The organism is Mesorhizobium sp. M0077 (assembly GCF_040322955.1).
GTDB lineage: Bacteria > Pseudomonadota > Alphaproteobacteria > Rhizobiales > Rhizobiaceae > Mesorhizobium.
In genome coordinates this window covers 353,083-370,500 of the sequence record NZ_JAMYUL010000005.1, presented here as the reverse complement: position 1 = coordinate 370,500, position 17,418 = coordinate 353,083, and the positions used below count along the sequence as shown (strand labels likewise).

General features: G+C 63.9%; 16 protein-coding genes. 12 read left to right on the top strand and 4 right to left on the bottom strand.

Annotation, left to right across the window (positions count from 1 at the left end; genetic code table 11):
• Window positions 1–140 precede the first annotated feature (140 nt).
• From NKJ57_RS13825 to xylB, 3 genes are all read left to right on the top strand, one after another.
• A complete protein-coding gene (locus tag NKJ57_RS13825) occupies window positions 141–764 on the top strand; it encodes a LysE family translocator (protein ID WP_023715525.1) in 624 nt (207 codons plus the stop codon).
• A 24-nt stretch (window positions 765–788) separates the two neighbouring features.
• Complete coding sequence (locus NKJ57_RS13820; protein WP_352511106.1) at window positions 789–2,114, top strand: tetratricopeptide repeat protein; 1,326 nt, start codon at window positions 789–791, stop codon at window positions 2,112–2,114.
• Between the two features lie 81 nt (window positions 2,115–2,195).
• Entirely contained in the window at window positions 2,196–3,650 is a 1,455-nt protein-coding gene (gene xylB / locus NKJ57_RS13815; RefSeq protein ID WP_352511105.1) for a xylulokinase, read from the top strand.
• A 191-nt stretch (window positions 3,651–3,841) separates the two neighbouring features.
• On the opposite strand, the gene NKJ57_RS13810 is transcribed toward xylB, so the two are convergent.
• A complete protein-coding gene (locus NKJ57_RS13810) occupies window positions 3,842–4,204 on the bottom strand; it encodes a nuclear transport factor 2 family protein (protein ID WP_023689938.1) in 363 nt (120 codons plus the stop codon).
• A gap of 113 nt (window positions 4,205–4,317) precedes the next feature.
• On the opposite strand from NKJ57_RS13810, the gene xylA reads away from it, so the two are divergent.
• Window positions 4,318–5,643 (top strand): xylose isomerase, encoded by a 1,326-nt coding sequence (gene xylA, locus NKJ57_RS13805; RefSeq protein ID WP_352511104.1) that lies wholly within the window; start codon window positions 4,318–4,320, stop codon window positions 5,641–5,643.
• Between the two features lie 205 nt (window positions 5,644–5,848).
• Window positions 5,849–6,052, top strand: a complete 204-nt coding sequence (locus tag NKJ57_RS13800) for a hypothetical protein (RefSeq protein ID WP_023684278.1) — start codon at window positions 5,849–5,851, stop codon at window positions 6,050–6,052.
• A gap of 61 nt (window positions 6,053–6,113) precedes the next feature.
• Here the strand turns inward: NKJ57_RS13800 and NKJ57_RS13795 are convergent, their stop codons facing one another.
• Window positions 6,114–7,094, bottom strand: a complete 981-nt coding sequence (locus tag NKJ57_RS13795) for a GlxA family transcriptional regulator (protein WP_352511103.1) — start codon at window positions 7,092–7,094, stop codon at window positions 6,114–6,116.
• 78 nt (window positions 7,095–7,172) lie between these two features.
• On the opposite strand from NKJ57_RS13795, the gene bcoG reads away from it, so the two are divergent.
• From bcoG to NKJ57_RS13760, 7 genes are all read left to right on the top strand, one after another.
• Window positions 7,173–8,096 (top strand): 3-dehydrocarnitine:acetyl-CoA trimethylamine transferase BcoG, encoded by a 924-nt coding sequence (gene bcoG, locus NKJ57_RS13790; protein WP_023668863.1) that lies wholly within the window; start codon window positions 7,173–7,175, stop codon window positions 8,094–8,096.
• 14 nt (window positions 8,097–8,110) lie between these two features.
• Window positions 8,111–8,734, top strand: a complete 624-nt coding sequence (locus NKJ57_RS13785; RefSeq protein ID WP_352511102.1) for an HD domain-containing protein — start codon at window positions 8,111–8,113, stop codon at window positions 8,732–8,734.
• A gap of 2 nt (window positions 8,735–8,736) precedes the next feature.
• Window positions 8,737–9,831, top strand: a complete 1,095-nt coding sequence (locus NKJ57_RS13780; protein WP_023703612.1) for a carnitine 3-dehydrogenase — start codon at window positions 8,737–8,739, stop codon at window positions 9,829–9,831.
• Window positions 9,832–9,836: 5 nt separating this feature from the next.
• Window positions 9,837–11,000, top strand: a complete 1,164-nt coding sequence (locus tag NKJ57_RS13775) for an acyl-CoA dehydrogenase family protein (RefSeq protein ID WP_352511101.1) — start codon at window positions 9,837–9,839, stop codon at window positions 10,998–11,000.
• Between the two features lie 3 nt (window positions 11,001–11,003).
• A complete protein-coding gene (locus tag NKJ57_RS13770; protein WP_352511100.1) occupies window positions 11,004–13,082 on the top strand; it encodes an acetate--CoA ligase family protein in 2,079 nt (692 codons plus the stop codon).
• Window positions 13,075–13,857, top strand: coding sequence for a carnitinyl-CoA dehydratase (locus tag NKJ57_RS13765; RefSeq protein WP_023819477.1), 783 nt, complete (start codon window positions 13,075–13,077; stop codon window positions 13,855–13,857). Before NKJ57_RS13770 ends, NKJ57_RS13765 begins: the two co-directional genes overlap by 8 nt.
• A 123-nt stretch (window positions 13,858–13,980) precedes the next feature.
• Window positions 13,981–14,922 (top strand): alpha/beta hydrolase, encoded by a 942-nt coding sequence (locus NKJ57_RS13760; protein ID WP_352511099.1) that lies wholly within the window; start codon window positions 13,981–13,983, stop codon window positions 14,920–14,922.
• A gap of 6 nt (window positions 14,923–14,928) precedes the next feature.
• Here the strand turns inward: NKJ57_RS13760 and NKJ57_RS13755 are convergent, their stop codons facing one another.
• Window positions 14,929–15,792, bottom strand: coding sequence for a hypothetical protein (locus NKJ57_RS13755; protein ID WP_352511098.1), 864 nt, complete (start codon window positions 15,790–15,792; stop codon window positions 14,929–14,931).
• Between the two features lie 6 nt (window positions 15,793–15,798).
• On the bottom strand, window positions 15,799–17,391 hold the full coding sequence (locus NKJ57_RS13750; RefSeq protein ID WP_352511097.1) for an ABC transporter substrate-binding protein: 1,593 nt from the start codon (window positions 17,389–17,391) through the stop codon (window positions 15,799–15,801).
• Window positions 17,392–17,418: the final 27 nt, after the last annotated feature.

Sequence of the window (17,418 nt, the reverse complement as noted above, 5' to 3'; positions counted from 1 at the left end):
CAACGACCGGCATTAAACTTGTGCCGCCAATAGCCGCAGCGGTCGGGCGAAATGGTCCGCCGTGCATTTTTGGGAGAGGGCTCTTTACATTCCTCCGCACACGAGGATTTATCCTTTTCTTTGCGCTCAAGGAGACAAAGATGTCGTTCGAAAACTGGGCCGCCTTCGCCGCCGCCTCCACCGTTCTGCTCATCATTCCCGGCCCGACCATTCTTCTGGTCGTGTCCTATGCGCTGGGCCAGGGCTGGCGCACCGCCTTGCCGATGTCCGTCGGCGTGGCGCTGGGCGACTTCACCGCCATGACCCTGTCGATGCTGGGCATCGGCGCGCTGCTGGCCGCGTCGGCGACCGTGTTCACCATTCTGAAGCTGATCGGCGCCTGCTATCTGATCTATCTCGGGGTAAAACTATTTCGCGCCGGCGGCGCGCTCAAAGCCGAACCACGCACAGATGCCGTCTCGGCCGCCAAGATGATGGCGCACGCCTGGCTGGTCACCGCACTCAACCCGAAGAGCATCACCTTCTTCGTCGCCTTCCTGCCGCAGTTCCTCAACCGGGAAGCCGATTTCTGGGCACAGATGCTGATCTTCGAAGCGACCTTCCTGGCGCTCGCCTTCGCCAATGCCTTCGGCTACGCGCTGATTGCGGCGCGCGCCCGCAACGTCGTACGCAACCCCAAGGCGATCCGCATCTTCAACCGCACCGGCGGCACGCTGCTGGTCGGCGCCGGGATCGCCACGGTGGCGATGCGCTCGGGCAATTAGGAACTGCGGAGCATCAGGGCCGATATGGCAGTAAGAGATCCATTCGGCCTGATGTTTTCGGGCGCGACCGAGGCCGGGTTTTCACCCTACAGCCAGGCCGTTCATGAATTGCAATGCTTCGTCGGCGACCCGGTCGGCTCCGTTGACCGCGCCATATCGGCGGATCCCGGTTTCGTCATGGCGCATGTCTTCAAGGGGTATCTGTTCGGCCTCGCCACCGAACGCGAGGCAACGGCGGTCGCCCAGGCATGCCATGCTGCGGCACTGCCGCTTGCCGCGACGCCGCGCGAACAGGCGCATGTGGCGGCCCTTGGCCACCTTGCCGAGGGACGCTGGCATGACGCCGCGCGCCTGCTCGAAGATATCGCCATCGACAACCCGCTCGACGCGGTGGCGTTGCAGGTCGGCCACCAGATCGACTTCTTCACCGGCAATGCCCGCATGCTGCGCGACCGTATCAGCCGCGCGCTGCCGTCCTGGCAGAGCGGCATGCCAGGTTACCACGCCATTCTCGGTATGCAGGCCTTCGGTCTCGAGGAGATGGGCGACTATATCAGAGCCGAAAGTTTCGGCCGACAGGCGATCGAGATCGAGCCGCGAGACGGCTGGGCGCAGCATGCGGTCGCCCATGTCATGGAGATGCAGAGCCGGCAACGGGACGGCATCGCCTGGATGCGCGCCAACCCCGACGCGTGGACCAAAGAAAGCTTGCTGCAGGTGCATAATTGGTGGCATCTGGCGCTGTTCCACTACGATCTCGGCGAGACCGACGAGGTGCTCAAGCTCTATGACGGGCCGATCTATGGCGAGCGTTCGACGCTGGCGCTGAACATGGTCGATGCATCCGCGATCCTGTGGCGGCTTTATCTCGGCGGTGTCGATGTCGGCGACCGCTGGGCAGCGCTCGCCGCCAACTGGGCGCCGAAGGCTGGAGCCGGCAACTACGCCTTCAACGATGCGCATGCGATGATGGCATTTGTCGGCGCCGGGCTGGAAGGGCCGGCCAAGATCTTGCTCGAAGCCCAGCACGAGGCGATGCGCGGCAGCGACGACAATGCCGCCTTTACCCGGGATGTCGGCCAGCCACTGACTGAAGGCATCAAGGCATTCGGCGAGGGCAATTACAGCGAAGCGGTGCGCCTGATCCGACCGATCCGCGCCATTGCCCATCGCTTTGGCGGCAGCCACGCCCAGCGCGATGTGATTGATCTCACGCTGATCGAGGCGGCGTTGCGCGCCGACGACACGGCGCTTGCCCGGGCGTTGACGGCCGAGCGCGCACTGGTCCGGCCGGACAGTCCGCTGTCGGCGCTGTTTTCGCAACGCGCCGCCAATTTGTCAGAGAATTGACCCGCGGCGGATCTTGTTTTAAAAACTGGCAAGCCAGATTTTTTCGAGACCCGAAAAAATTAATGGCGATGGGAGGAATGCATGTATCTCGGCCTCGATCTCGGCACGTCGGGCGTCAAGGCGCTGTTGATCGATGCCGGGCAGAAGATCATCGGCTCCGGCCATGCTTCGCTTGACGTATCGCGGCCGCATCCCGGCTGGTCCGAACAAAACCCCGCCGACTGGATCCGCGCCTGCGAGACGGCCATCGCCGAGCTGAAAACCTCGCACCCGAAAGAGCTTGCCGCGGTCAAGGGCATCGGCCTTTCCGGCCATATGCATGGCGCCACCTTGCTCGATGCCGGCGACCAGGTGCTGCGCCCCTGCATCCTGTGGAACGATACGCGCAGCCACGCTGAGGCCGCGGCGCTCGATGCCGACCCGCGCTTTCGCCAACTCACCGGCAACATCGTCTTCCCCGGCTTCACGGCGCCGAAACTCGCCTGGGTGAAGAACAACGAGCCCGCGGTTTTCGCCAAGGTTGCAAAAGTGCTTTTGCCGAAGGATTACCTGCGGCTCTGGCTGACCGGCGAGCATATTTCCGAAATGTCCGACTCGGCCGGCACCTCCTGGCTCGATGTCGGCAAACGGCGCTGGTCCCCCGAATTGCTTGCGGCGACATCGCTCGACGAAAGGCATATGCCGTCGCTGGTCGAAGGCACGGAGAAGGCCGGCGCCTTGCGCGCCGAACTGGCCGCCAGCTGGGGCATAGCATCGGGCACCCCGGTTGCCGGCGGCGCCGGCGACAATGCGGCTTCAGCCTGCGGCATGGGCACGGTGGGCGCCGGCCATGCTTTCGTGTCGCTCGGCACATCCGGCGTGCTGTTTGCCGCCAACGCGTCCTATCTGCCCAATCCGGCCAGCGCGGTGCACACCTTCTGCCATGCCCTGCCCAACACCTGGCACCAGATGGGGGTCATCCTGTCTGCGACCGACTCGCTGAACTGGCTGTCGGAGATTTCAGGCAAGAAGGCCGGCGAATTGACCGCCGAACTTGGCGATGTGCTGAAAGCGCCGAGCGGGGTGTCGTTCCTGCCCTATCTCTCGGGCGAGCGTACGCCACACAATGATTCCGTCATTCGTGGGTCCTTCACCGGACTGGCGCATGAATCCGGCCGCGCAGTGCTGACGCAGGCCGTGCTAGAAGGCGTCGCCTTCGCCTTCCGCGACAGTCTCGAAGCCTTGAAGACGGCGGGCACGATCTTGACGCGGGTGACGGCGATCGGCGGCGGCTCGCGCTCGCGCTACTGGCTGAAGGCGATCGCCACGGCGCTGCAGGTGCCGGTGGACATTCCGGCCGACGGCGATTTCGGCGCGGCCTTTGGCGCCGCCCGGCTCGGGCTGATCGCGTCGACGGGGGCCGACCCGCTGGCGGTGTGCACGGCGCCGAGGACGGATGCGACGATCGAGCCGGATGCTGCGCTTGGCGGGGCGTATGCCGATGCCTATCAGCGCTACCGGGCGCTGTATCCGGCGATCAAAGGCGTGACCGCGTGAGTCGGCGCGAGGCACCCCCCTCTGCCCTGCCGGGCATCTCCCCCGCAAGGGGGGAGATCGGCAGCGTCGGCGGGTATGCCAGTCTTGTAAGGTGGGTGATTAGCGAAGGCGTGGATACCAGCCAATCTCCCCCCTTGCGGGGGAGATGCCCGGCAGGGCAGAGGGGGGTGTCTCGCGCCACCCTTAATCGATCACTGCGCCGGCACCTTGTCCAGAAACCCGGTGACGCTCTTCAGGCGCCCATTTTCGATAACACCGATATCGGTGCCTTCGATAACCGACGGCACGCCTTCCGGCCCAAGATTCCACGAGAAGCGGATGCGGTCGCCAAACCCGTCCGGCGTACCCTTCAGCGAGAACCGGAAGCCGGCGAAGCGCTGCTGTACGCCGTCGATCAGCCCAGCAACGCCGGCGTGGCCGTCGCCCTGCATGAGCGGATCGCGGTAGCTGACGTCTTCGGTGAAGGTGGCCTTGAGCAGTTCGGCACGGCGATCCGCATCGGCCTCGTTCCAGGCGGTGATGTAGTTCTGGGCGATCGTATTGAGGTCGGTCATGGTCTGTCTCCTTCGTTGAGTGGCTTTGACACGAGGCTTTTCACCCCAAGCGAGAGCGAAACCAATTACGCCTGAGGTAATCAGGGTGAACTATTCGAGAGAGGACAGAAATCATGAGCAGCGGATTTTTCGGCGACATCAAAGCGATCAAGTATGAGGGGCCGGATTCCACCAATCCGCTGGCCTACCGCTTCTACAATCCCGACGAGGTGGTGGCCGGCAAACGGCTGGAAGACCATCTGCGCTTCGCCGTCGCCTACTGGCATTCTTTCGCCTGGCCGGGCGGCGATCCCTTTGGCGGCCAGACCTTCGACCGGCCCTGGTTTCCCAAGGCTGGCGGCGTCGACACGATGGAACTGGCCAAGCTGAAAGCCGACGTCGCCTTCGAGATGTTCTCGCTGCTCGGCGCGCCCTATTTCTGCTTCCACGACGCCGACGTGCGGCCGGAAGGCAAGGATTTCTCCGAAAGTGCCGCGCGGCTCGACGAGATCGCCGACTATTTTGCCGCCAAGATGAAGAAGACCGGCGTCAAGCTGCTCTGGGGTACGGCCAACCTGTTCTCCAACCGCCGCTTCATGTCGGGCGGCGCCACCAATCCCGATCCGGATGTCTTCGCCTATGCGGCGGCGACGGTGAAAAGCTGCATCGACGTCACGAAGCGGCTGAAGGGCGAGAATTATGTACTGTGGGGCGGGCGCGAGGGCTATGAAACGCTGCTCAACACCGATCTTGCTCGCGAGCAGGAGCAGGCCGGGCGCTTCCTCAGTCTCGTCGTCGACTACAAGCACAAGATCGGCTTCAAAGGCACGATCCTGATCGAGCCGAAGCCGCAGGAGCCGACCAAGCATCAGTACGACTACGACGTTGCCACGGTCTACGGTTTCCTCAAGCGCTTCGGGCTGGAGAAGGAAGTGAAGCTGAACATCGAGCAGGGCCACGCGATTCTTGCCGGCCATTCCTTCGAGCACGAGCTGGCGCTGGCCAATGCGCTCGGCGTCTTCGGCTCGATCGACATGAACCGCAACGACTACCAGTCGGGCTGGGACACCGACCAGTTCCCCAACAATGTGCCGGAGATGGCGCTGGCCTATTACCAGGTGTTGCAGGCCGGCGGCTTCAAGACCGGCGGCACCAATTTCGACGCCAAGCTGCGCCGCCAGTCGCTCGACCCGCAGGACCTGCTGATCGGCCATATCGGCGGCATGGATTCCTGCGCACGAGGTCTCAAGGCAGCCGCCAAGATGGTCGAGGACAAGGCGCTGTCGGGTCCGCTGGCCGAGCGCTATGCCGGTTGGAACACGGCCGAGGGCAAGGCGATGCTGTCGGGCAAGCGCTCGCTGGAAGACATCGCCGAGCGCGTGGTAAAGAAGAAGATCGAGCCGCAGCCACGCTCCGGCCGCCAGGAGTTGCTGGAAAACATCGTCAACCGCTACGTCTGAGGGCGGAAAGCCGATTCGTTGTGCTCAAGGGTGGCTGGATAACATTCCGGCCGCCCCGGAATGGGGTTTGCGCAAGACCCTATCCGACGACAAGGGTTTGCCCTTTGGCGCCCCTCAATGACCTCGCTCTTGCCTTCAAACTGCCGTCACGTATCTCGTATAAGGATGCGGTTGTGGCGGGTGAAAAGGAAGGAGGCGAACCGATATGCAGCATGAACGCGAAATCAACGCCCTGCTCTCATCCGGCGAGACCGGATCGATCATCGACCGGCTGATGGCGCTGCCGCGGCCGACCGACAGCGTGAAAAACGAATGGGATCGTGCTGTCAGCAGCCGATTTGAAGTCCGTCTGGCGAGGCAGATGCGCTCGCAGATGGACGCCGGCAGCGATCGACAGAACGCAGCCTGATCTCCCTTTGTCTGTGCATGTCGTAATCCCAAAACCGCGACACACTTTTGGGCGACATGCATCAACCTCGGCGCAGCCTGACCGGGGCTTCGCCGAACGCTCTTGAAAACGCTCTGGAAAATGCCGCGGCGGACGAGAACCCCGTCCGCCCGGCAATATCCGCCATGGCGATCCGCGTGTCGACCACCAGCCGCCGCGCCGCGCCCAGCCGCAGCCTGAGATAATATGCGCCCGGCGTCTCGCCGATCAACTTGCGAAAAATGCTCTCCAATGTCCGCGCCGTCACCCCGGCGCGTTTTGCCACCGCGTCGATGGTCAGCGGCTGGTCGACATGCGATTCCATCAACCGGATAGCCTGCGCCAGACGCGGGTCGTAGCCGTCGAGCCGGCCGAGCGAGACCAGCGGCTGCGCGTCGGTCGCGGCGCGCGCCTGGTCGTAGATGAAGACGCTGGCGACATCGAGCGCGACGGCCATGCCGAGCCGGGTGCGGATCAGATGCAGCATCAGGTCGAAGGTCGGCGACGCCCCGCCCGAGGTGAACACCGGTCCGTCGATGACGTAGCGGTCCGGACGCACGTCGACGCCGGGAAAGGCGGAGGAAAAATCCTCCATGTCTTCCCAATGGGTGGTGGCGCTGCGGCCTTCGAGGAGGCCGGCGCGCGCCACCAGCCATGTGCCGGCCTCGACGCCGCCGCAGGCGCGAGCCGCGCGGGCCGCTCGCCGTAATCCGGAAAGCAGAGCCGATGCCGCGTAATTCTGGGTGCCGAAGCCGGCGACGACGACAAGCACGTCGGTCGGCTCGGCCGCATCGAAGCGGCCCCTGACCGCCACCGGCAGGCCGCATGTGGTGACCGGCGCCTCGCCGGTGACCGAGACCAGTTTGAAATCGAACAGCGTCTCGCCTGAGATGCGGTTGGCGGCGCGCAGCGGGTCGACGGTCGACGCCACGCACATGATGGACGAGCCTGAAAACACCAGCAGCGTCACCTTGAGCGGCGATCGCTCAGCGCGAAAGATGGTCGGTTTTTCGCTTTTGATCACGAGAGCTTCGTAAATTGCAAAACAGTTTCCGGCAAGTCGGTCATTGTTAGGGTCTGTTTCTATGGGGAGGAGATGTCCATGCCGCTCGCGATGAACCGTGAGGTTTTCATTACCTGTGCCGTGACCGGGTCCGGCGGCTCGCAGGACCGCTCCCCGCATGTGCCACGCTCGCCCAAGCAGATCGCCGATTCGGCGATCGATGCGGCCAAGGCCGGTGCCGCCATCGTCCACTGCCATGTCCGCGACCCCGAGACCGGCAAGCCGCGCCGCGATGTCCATCTCTACCGCGAAGTGACGGACCGCATCCGCGCGGCAGAAGTCGATGTGATCCTGAACCTGACCGCCGGGATGGGCGGCGACATGGTGTTCGGCTCACCGGAAGCGCCCCTGCCGCTCAATGAAAAAGGCACCGACATGGGCGGCGCCACCAACCGCATGGAACATGTGCGCCAGTGCCTGCCGGAAATCTGCACGCTGGATTGCGGCACCATGAACTTCGCCGAGGCCGATTATGTCATGACCAACACGCCCGGCATGCTGCGCGCAATGGGCGGCATGATGACGGCGCTCGGCGTCAAGCCGGAGATCGAAGCCTTCGATACCGGCCACCTCTGGTTCGCCAAGCAGCTGGTCGAAGAAAAGGTCTTGAATCCCGACGCGCTGGTGCAGCTCTGCATGGGTGTGCCGTGGGGGGCGCCGGACGACCTCAACACCTTCATGGCCATGGTTAACAACGTGCCGTCGACCTGGAACTGGTCGGCCTTCGCCATCGGCCGCAACCAGATGGCCTATGCAGCCGCTGCAGTGCTCGCCGGCGGCAATGTCCGCGTCGGTCTCGAAGACAATCTCTGGCTCGACAAGGGCGTGCTGGCCACCAATGCGCAGCTCGTCGAGCGCGCGGCCAGCATCGTCACCAATCTCGGCGCCAGGATTTTGGGGCCGGAGGAAGTGCGCAGGAAGCTCAACCTCACCAAGCGGGCGCCGATCGCAGCGGCTGCTTAAGACGGGAGCGGATCATGGCTACCGTCAAATTCACTGCGATGAAGGATGGCGACAGGCAAGACTACGAGTTCCTGACCGCCCATGAGATCGACTATGCCGCCAGGACCGGCGAGCGGCTGCTCGACGCTTTGGTGCAGCTCGACGAAGGCCTGTCCGGCTACAAGATCACCCGGCTCGGCCATTCGCTGCAGGCGGCGACTCGTGCCTGGCGCGACGGCGCCGACACCGACTGGATCGCCTGCGCGCTGCTGCACGACATCGGCGACATCGACGCACCGTACAATCACGACGAATACGCCGCCTCGATCCTGAAACCTTTCGTGCGCGAGCAATGCACCTGGGTGGTGGAAAAGCATGGCGACTTCCAGCGGCTCTATTACGCGCATCATCTCGGCGGCAACCGCCATGCTCGCGACCGCTTCGCCAGCCATGCCTATTTCGACGATTGCGACCAGTTTTGCGAACGCTGGGACCAGTCGAGCTTCGACCCGGACTTCGACACGCTGCCGATCGAATTCTTCCGGCCCTTCGTGCTCGAAGTCTTCGCCCGCAAGGCCTACGACCCCTCCGTGATCCGCGTTGGCGAGCGCGTGCCTCTCATCGACCCTCAAACCGCCAAGACAAAAACCGGAGCCTGACCATGAGCATCATCAACAAGGCAGCCGCCATTGGCGGCGGTGTCATTGGCGCCGGCTGGGTGGCGCGGCTGCTGCTCAACGGCATCGACGTGTCGATCTTCGATCCGGACCCGGAAGCGTCGCGCAAGGTCTCGGAAGTGATGAAGGGCGCGCGCCGCGCCTACAGGCAGATGGTTCCCGGCGGCCTGCCCAGGGAAGGCAGACTGACCTTTGCCAAGACCATCGCCGAGGCGGTGGCCGACGCCGATTTCATCCAGGAGAGCGTGCCGGAGCGGCTCGACCTCAAACACCGCGTACTGGCCGAGATCGATCTCTACGCGCCGGCCAACGCCATTGTCGGCTCGTCCACCTCGGGCATCAAGCCGACCGACATGCAGGTGGCGATGAAGAAGCATCCGGAGCGTCTGGTTGTCGGACATCCCTTCAACCCGGTCTATCTGCTGCCGCTGGTCGAGATCGTCGGCGGCGAACAGACCTTTCCAGAGGCGATCGAGGTCGCAAAGGAGATCTATGCATCGATCGGCATGAAGCCGGTGGTGATCCGCAAGGAGATCGAGGCCTTTGTCGGCGACCGCCTGCTCGAAGCGGCCTGGCGCGAGGCGCTGTGGCTGATCAAGGACGGTATCTGCACGGTCGAGGAACTCGACGACATCATGCGCTATGGCTTCGGCCTGCGCTGGGCGCAGATGGGCATGTTCCAGGTCTATCGCGTCGCCGGCGGCGAGGCAGGCATGCGCCACTTCATGGCGCAGTTCGGGCCGTGCCTGAAATGGCCGTGGACCAAGCTTATGGATGTGCCGGAGTTCAACGACGAGCTGGTCGATCTTATCGCCTCCCAGTCGGACGACCAGGCGCATGGCCTGTCGATCCGCGAGCTGGAAAAGATCCGCGACGACAATCTGGTCGCGATCATGGATGCTCTGTCGAAACAGAACAAAGGCAAGGGCTGGGGCGCCGGCGCCTTGCACAAGGACTATACCAGGCAGCTGGCCAAGCTGGCAGCGAAGAAGCCGGCCGCATCCAGGGCCGCCGAAAAGGCCAAGGCATCGAAGCCGGTGAAGAAGGCGGAAAAGCCGAAGAAAAAGAAGAAGGGCTGAGGACCATGGATTTCGGTCTTTCGGAGGAACAGAAGCTCATCGTCGAGACGACGCGCGCGTTCGTCGAGAATGAGCTTTACCCGCATGAACGCGAGGTCGAGCGCACCGGCGTGCTGCGCCGCGAGTTGATCGAGGAGATCAAGGTCAAGGCAGTCGAAGCGGGGCTCTATGCGGCCAACATGCCGGCCGATGTCGGTGGCGCCGGCCTCGATACGGTGACCTGGCTGCTCTACGAGAAGGAACTCGGCCGCGCCAACTATGCGCTGCACTGGACCTGCGTCGCGCGCCCCTCCAACATCCTGCTCGCCGGCACGCCCGAGCAGCGCGAAAAGTACCTGTTCCCGTGCATCCGCGGCGAGAAGTGGGACTGCCTGGCGATGACCGAGCCCGGCGCCGGCTCCGACCTGCGAGGCATGAAGGCGACCGCGGTGCAGGACGGCGACGACTGGGTCCTTAACGGCACCAAGCATTTCATCTCCCATGCCGATCTTGCCGATTTCGCGATTTGTTTCATGGCATCGGGCGAGGAAGAAACGCCGCGCGGCAAGCGCAAGAAGATCACCGCCTTCTTCGTCGACAAGGGCACCAAGGGGTTCACCGTGCGCGACGGCTACCGTAACGTCTCGCATCGCGGCTACACCAACGCCATCCTCGAATTCGACGATTGCCGCCTGCCGGCAAGCCAGGTGCTGGGTGAGGTCCACAAGGGCTTCGACGTCGCCAATTCCTGGCTCGGCGCCACGCGCCTGCAAGTCGGCGCCACCTGTCTCGGCCGCGCCGAGCGGGCGCTCGGTCATGCCATCGAATATTCCGCGCAGCGCCAGCAGTTCGGCCAGCAGATCGGCAAGTTCCAGGGCGTGTCGTTCAAGCTCGCCGACATGGCGACCGAATTGAAGGCGGCGGACCTGATGGTGTTCGAAGCCGGCTGGAAGTACGATCAGGGCACCGTCACCGATCAGGACATGGCCATGGCGAAGCTGAAGGCTACCGAAATGCTCGCCTTCGTTGCCGACGAAGCCATCCAGATCCATGGTGGCATGGGGCTGATGGACGACCTGCCGTTGGAACGCATCTGGCGCGACGCCCGCGTCGAGCGCATCTGGGAAGGGACGTCGGAAATCCAGCGCCACATCATTTCGCGGGCGCTGCTGCGCCCGTTCGGGGCATAACCCATGCACAAGCTTGAGCGTCTGTTGCGCCCAAAATCCATCGCGGTGTTCGGCGGGGCCCAGGCCGCCGCCGTCGTCGCCCAATCGATCAAGATGGGCTTTGTCGGCGAAATCTGGCCGGTGCATCCGAACAAGGACGAGGTCGCCGGCCGTAAGGCCTATCGCTCGGTCGCCGAATTGCCCGGGGCGCCCGACGCCGCCTTTGTCGGCGTAAACCGGCATCTCACCATCGAGGTGATCAAGGCGCTGGCCAAGCGTGGCGCCGGCGGCGCCGTCTGTTTTGCCGCGGGCTTTCTTGAGACCGAGGCCTATGACGATGACGGCGAGCGGCTGCAGGCCGAACTGGTGGCTGCCGCAGGCCAGATGCCGATCATCGGGCCGAACTGCTACGGCCTGATCAACTATGCCGATGGCGCGCTGCTATGGCCCGACCAGCATGGCGGCATCAGGCTGCCCGAAGGCGCCAAGGGCGTCGCCATCATCACTCAGTCCTCCAACATCGCCATCAACATGACGATGCAGAAGCGCGGCCTGCCGATCGCCTTCCTGATGACCGCCGGCAACCAGGCGCAGACCGGCCTCTCCGAAATGGCGCTCGGCCTGATCGAGGACGAGCGCGTCACCTCGCTCGGCCTGCACATCGAAGCCTTCGATTCGGTAGCCGGCTTCGAGAAGCTGGCGGCGCGGGCGCGCGAACTGAAGAAGCCGATCATCGCCATGAAGGTCGGTCGCTCCGAACAGGCGCGGCAGGCGACGGTCTCGCACACGGCATCGCTGGCTGGCTCGGACGCTGCCTCGGGCGCATTCCTGCGGCGGCTCGGCATTGCCCGCGTCGATTCCATCCCCGCCTTCATCGAGGCGCTGAAGCTGCTGCATGTCACCGGGCCGCTGCCCGGCTATCGTCTGTCGTCGATGAGCTGCTCAGGCGGCGAGGCCTCGGTGATGGCCGACAGCGCCGAAGGCCGCTGGGTTAACTTCCCGGAGCTCACCAGCAAGCACCGCGCCCATGTCAAATCGACGCTCGGGCCGCTGGTCGCGGTCGCCAACCCGTTGGACTATCACACCTTCATCTGGAACAACGAGCCGGCGATGACCGCAACCTTCACCGCCATGGTGTCGGGCGGCTTCGACCTCAACATGCTGGTGCTCGACTTTCCACGCCCCGACCGCTGCTCGGTCACCGACTGGTGGGCGACGCTGCGCGCCTTCGAATCGGCGCTGAAGACCAACAAGGCGCATGGTGCGATCGTCTCCTCGCTGCCGGAGAACCTGCCGGAGGAATACACCGCCGAACTGATGGCGCGCGGCATGGTGCCGTTGTTCGGCATTTCCGAGGCCATGGACGCCGCAGGCGCGGCAGCCTTCATCGGCTGGGCCTGGGCCGAGCCGCAGGCGCAGCCGATCGACACCACGGCTGCAGGTGCGGCCGGAGGCGACCATGTCACGCCTGATGAGGCCGAGGCCAAGGCGCGGCTGATCGAGGCCGGCTTGCCGGTGCCGAAGGCCGAACGCGCCGCCAATGCCGTCGAAGCGGTGATTTCGTCGATGGCGCTCGGCTTCCCGGTGGCGTTGAAGGCGCTTGGCGTCACCCACAAGTCGGAAGTCGGCGCTGTCAGGCTTAACCTCAAGGACGCCGAATCCGTCAGCACCGCGGCGCACGATCTCTTGCCGCTCGGCACCGGGCTCTATGTCGAGCGCATGGTGCGCGACGGCGTCGCCGAGCTGATTGTCGGCTTTACCCGCGACCCGATGTTCGGCGCCGTCATGACGCTGGGAACTGGCGGCTTGCTGGTCGAGCTGTTGCGCGACAGCGTGACCTTGATGCTGCCGGCAACGCGCGACGATATCGAGGCGGCGCTACGCGGCCTGAAACTGTTCCCTCTGCTTGAGGGCTATCGCGGCCGGCCGAAGGCCGATGTCGCCGCGGCCATCGACGCCATCGCAGGCATTGCCGGCTTCGTGCAGAAGAATGCCGGCGAGATCGAGGAACTCGACATCAACCCGCTGATCGTCTGCGCCGAAGGCAAGGGCGCCTGGATTGCCGACGCGCTGCTGGTGCTGGGAGAGAAGAAGAATGTCTGACGTCATTTCAACTCGCCGCGAAGGCACCATCCTCGAGGTCACGCTCGACCGGCCCAAGGCCAACGCCATCGACCTGAAAACGTCGCGGCTGATGGGCGAGACCTTCAAGGCGTTCCGCGACGATCCGGAACTGCGCGTCGCCATCGTCAAGACCGCCGGCGACAAGTTCTTCTGCGCCGGCTGGGATTTGAAGGCAGCAGCCGGTGGCGATGCGGTCGACGGCGACTATGGCGTCGGCGGCTTTGCCGGCCTGCAGGAGCTGCGCGACATGAACAAGCCGGTGATCGCCTGCGTCAACGGCATGGCGGTGGGCGGCGGCTTCGAATTGGCGCTGTCCTGCGACCTCATTTTCGCCTCCGACCATTCCTCCTTCGCCCTGCCCGAAATCCGCGCCGGCACGCTGGCTGATGCCGCGACGATCAAGCTGCCCAAGCGCATTCCCTACCATGTCGCCATGGACCTTCTGCTCACCGGCCGCTGGATGGATGTGGCGGAAGCGCATCGCTGGGGCCTGGTCAACGAAGTGCTGCCCAAGGACAAGCTCGAGGAGCGCGTCTGGGAGATCGCAAGGCTGCTCGCCAGCGGCCCGCCGCTGGTGTTCGCCGCGATCAAGGAGACGGCGCGGGTGGCGGAGGCGCTGACCTTCCAGGACGCGATGAACCGCGTGACGCGCCGGCAATTGGCGACGGTCGATGCGCTGTATGGCTCGGAGGACAATATGGAAGGGTTTCGCGCGTTCGCAGAAAAGCGCGACCCGGTGTGGAAGGGGAAGTAGCCTCTTTACCCTCCCCTCGATGGGGAGGGTCGGACCGAAGGTCCGGGGTGGGGTGATGCGCCACCACCCCCACCCGCCGCTTCGCGGCGACCTCCCCCATCAAGGGGGAGGTAAAGGAGCTGCATGACCGACTACAAAACCCTCATCGATGCCGAGACCTGGGCCTTCATCGAGCGGACCAATTCCTATTACCCGCCCGATACGATCGACTACACCATCGCCCAGCAGCGTGCGATTTATGACCGGATGTGCCGCGAGTTCTTTGCCGGCTATCCCAATGGTGTGACGGCGGAAACGACTTTCATTGCCAACCGATCACACGACATCCCGATCCGCATCTATCGCAGCGCTACCCCGAACACGGCGGCGATGGTGCTCTACATCCATGGCGGGGGTTTCATCCTCGGCGGCCTAGACAGCCATGACGATGTCTGCGCCGAGCTCTGCGCCCGCACCGGTTACGAGGTGGGTTCCATCGATTACCGGCTGGCGCCGGAGCATTTGCACCCGGCCGCTTTCGACGATGCTTTACGTGCCTTCGAATGGGCAGCCAAAACCTACGACCGCCCTATTCTGCTGTGCGGCGACAGCGCCGGCGGCAATCTCTGCGCGGCTGTTGCTCACGCAAGGCGTGGCCATGCCAAAAAGCCGATCGGCCAGGTGCTGATCTATCCGGGCCTCGGCGGCGACCGTTCGAAGGGCTCGTATGTCACGCACGCCGAAGCACCGATGTTGACCATGCGCGATCTCGAATTCTACAAGCACATCCGCACCGGCGGCGCTGACGGTACTGGTGACATCACCTTGTCGCCGCTCGCCGACACCGATTTCACCAAACTGCCGCCAACCGTGCTGATCACCGCGCAATGCGACCCGCTGTCGTCCGAGGGCGAGGCCTACCGCGACCGCATCCTTACCGCAGGCGGACACGCCAGCTGGTCCGAGGAGCCGGGGCTGGTGCATGGCTATCTCCGGGCCAGGCACACGGTCGGCCGGGCCCGCGCCTCCTTCAGCCGCATTGTCGAGGCGGTTTCCGTGCTGGGCAAGGGCGACTGGATCTGGTGATCCGGCTCAACCGCGGACAAAGGCGATCAGCGCCTCGGCCATGCGATCGTTGAACTCCCGGCGAAAGCGGTTTTTCTTCAGCCATTCCGGATTTGAGCCGACGGTCTTGTTGGCATCGACGACAATACCTTTGCCGTCGACGATGAAATAGTCGATGGCGCCGAAATCCAGATTGAGCCTTTGCCGCACCGCCAGCACCTCCGGCGGGACGGCGCCGCCCACCTCATTGCTCAGGATTTTTGAGCCGGCGCACAACACATCGTCGTAGACCTGCCGCATGTTGACCTCGGCACCGAGCAGGAACATGTAGCGGTGCTTGACGATGGGCAGGTCGAGCGTATCGAAAGCGAACTTTTCCACCATCAGGCGATTGTTGCGCCATACATCCCGCGGAACCTCGCCGATCGTCTGGTAGACCTTATAGGGCGGGCAAAGGCGGTCCTTGTAGCCGGGTTCGAAGAGCTTGCGGATGGCATGCGCGCTCCTGGTCAGGCCGTTGCGATGCTGCCACCAGCGCTGCTCTGGTCGGCCGCTGGAGTTGAGGACCGTCTTGACGACAACCGGCCCCTCGTGGCTGTCGCCTGCCTCCAGCTTCAGTGTCGAATAAAGGTGCCGGTGGATGGACAGCGCGCGGCCATTGATGGTGCGGTCGTAGAGGTGGCCGAGCCCGCGGTACGTTGGCGGCACGACTGTCAGGTCGACATGCAGAAAGGCCACCGGCGCCCGATCTCGGCCGGCTGGCCGGTCGAGCAGGCGCACTTTCAATCCAGCCTGTTCCAGGTAAGGCAGCAACTGCGCGATGCTATAGCTCCGCACCAGTCGGAAATTGCGCAGGCTCTCTACATAGACATCGAGATCGGCGGCAGACACCGAACGCTATTCCTTGATATCGACGCCCGAGAAATCATGGTGATCAAAGGGGTCCATGACATAGCCCGTCACCTGTTCGCGCATCGGCATCGAGACCACGGAGTGGGCGATAGCGACCCACGGCATCTGCTCCCTGAAGATCGTTTGCGCCTGCGAATAGAGTTTTGCGCGGGCAGCGGGATCGACGATCCCGGCTGCCTGCTTGAGCAGATCGTCGAAGGCCGGAAAACACCAGTTGGCACGATTGGTGGTGCCGACGCCGGCACAGCCAAGCGGCACCGACAGGAAGTTGTCGGGGTCGCCATTGTCGCCGGTGAAGCCGAACAGCATGGCGCCGTCGCGGTCGCGTGACTTCGAGCGCGCAAGGTATTCTGTCCACTCATACGTCACGACTTCCACGTTGACACCGATCTTTGCCAGGTCGGACTGGATCATTTCGGCCATACGCTGCGCATTCGGGTTGTAGGGACGCTGCACCGGCATCGCCCAGATCTTCATGTGCAGGTCTTTTACGCCGGCATCGGCGAGCCCCTGCCTGGCGGCAGCGGGGTCGAAGACATGATCGGGGCTCGTCTTGTCATAGGCCCAGGAGGTCGGCGGCAGCGGATTGCGTGCGACTTCACCGGTGCCGCGGAACACGACGTCGACCAGCGCCTGGGTGTCGATGGCCATGGCGATCGCCTTCCTCACCCTTGGATCGTCGAAGGGCTTCTGCAAGGTGTTGAAGGCGAGGTATCCCGTATTGAGGCCCTCCTGCCGCATGACCTTGATGCCGGGTGTCGCCTTGATCGCCTCCAGGTCGGCCGGATTTGGATAGGGCATGAGATCGCATTCGCCGGCGCGCAGCTTTTCCATGCGAATGCTGGCATCGGTGGCAATGGCGAAGACGAGATCGTCGATCGTCGGCTTGCCGCGCCAGTAGTCCGGATTGGCCTTGTAGCGGATGACTGCATCCTGCTGGTAGTCGACAAGCTGGAATGGACCCGTCCCGACCGGCTTCAGCGCCAGGTCGAGAAGCCGCTTCTCGGCGACGAGCTTGTCGGCATATTCCTTGGAAACGAGCGAAGCGAAATCCATCGCCAGGTCGGCAAGCATCGGCGAATGCGGCGCCTTCAGCGTCATCACCACAGTATGGTCGTCAAGCTTGCGCCAACCGGCGACAAGATCCGGCATGCCGATGCCGTCGAAGTAAATGTACTGGCGTTTGGCGTAATTGTTGAACGGGTTCTGCGCGTTGGCCTGCCGGTCGAAGGTAAACAGCACATCATCGGCGTTGAAGTCGCGGCTCGGCGTAAAACCCTCGACGCTGTGGAACTTCACGCCGTGCCGCAGGTGGAATGTGTAGGTGAGGCCGTCGTCGGAAATCTCCCAGCTTTCGGCAAGGCCGGGGCGCACCTTGGTGGTGCCGGGATCGAACTCGACCATGCGGTTGTAGAGAGCGGTGGCCGAGGCGTCGCGGGATCCGGAGGCGAGTGCGGGATCGAACGTATCGGGGCTAACCTCGGTGCAGTAGACCAAGGTCTTGGCTACGGATTGATGGACCGGCAACGCACATGGAAAAAGCGCCGCCAGCAAGAGAACGAAGTGCCTGCGTGTCATGATCCCCCCAGGGTTGGGAAGACGCTA